Source organism: Mitsuaria sp. TWR114 (genome assembly GCF_007997345.1).
Genome location: NZ_VOSR01000830.1, coordinates 1 through 912, shown reverse-complemented (window position 1 = coordinate 912; position 912 = coordinate 1). Strand labels below are relative to the sequence as shown.

Sequence of the window (912 nt, the reverse complement as noted above, 5' to 3'; positions counted from 1 at the left end):
GTCCGACCCTGCGTCTGCGCGCGGTCCAGCGTCGCCGCGCCGGTCATGGTCAGCGCGAGGTCGCCGCTGCTGGCGATGCGGCCGTCCGCGCCCGACAGCGAGCCCGCCGAGATCGTCAGCGCGTCCGCGCCGGCATGCGTGATCGCGCCGCCGCGGTTGTCGAGCTGACCCGCGTTCAGCGTGGCCGACTGGGCGTTCGCGCCGATGCGGCCGCCCTGGTTGTCGATCAGTCCGGCCACGTCGACGCGCATCGCGCCCGCCGCGCCGGTCTGTGCGAGCGTGCCGCCCGCGTTGTACCAATCGGCGGCCGCGATCGCGACGGAGCCGCCGCTCAGCGTCGAACCCGCCGTGTCCAGCGCGCCGGAGGCCGACAGCGTCAGCTGCCGCGTTGCCGCGACCGTCGCCTGATCGAGCGCGAGGCTGCTCGCCAGTGCCTGCAGCGACACCGAGCCCGCCTGCGTCTTGCTGCCTTGGAGCGCGAGGCCGTCGGCGCTGAACGTCAGCGCGCCACCCGCCACGGAGGTGCCGCTCTGACGCAGTTGCTGTGCGGTGATCGTCAGATCACCACGATCGCCGACGGTGTTGTCGGCCTGGAGACCCGCCGCGAAGCTGCCGCTGCTGGTCAAGGTGCCCGCCGTGATGCGGGTGTTGCCGCTCGCGGCCACGGTGCCGGTGTGATCGAAGGCGCCCGCATTCACGCGGACATCGCCCTTCGCGGTGATCAGGCCGGCATTCGTCAGCGCGGCGCGAGCCGTCACGTCGACATCGCCCGCGGCTTGCAGCTGGCCCGCGTTGTCGAGGCGATCGGCGTTCACCGTCAGGCTCGATCCCGAGGTCACCAGGCCCTGTCCCGCGTTGTCGATCGCGCCAGCGCGCAGCGTGACTGCCGCGCCGCCGATCTGGCCGTCGCGG

Annotated in this window: 1 pseudogene; it reads right to left on the bottom strand. The window is 73.2% G+C overall.

What is annotated here, in order from left to right:
- A pseudogene (locus FUT87_RS24670) lies at nt 1-912 on the bottom strand (hypothetical protein); the annotation flags it as partial.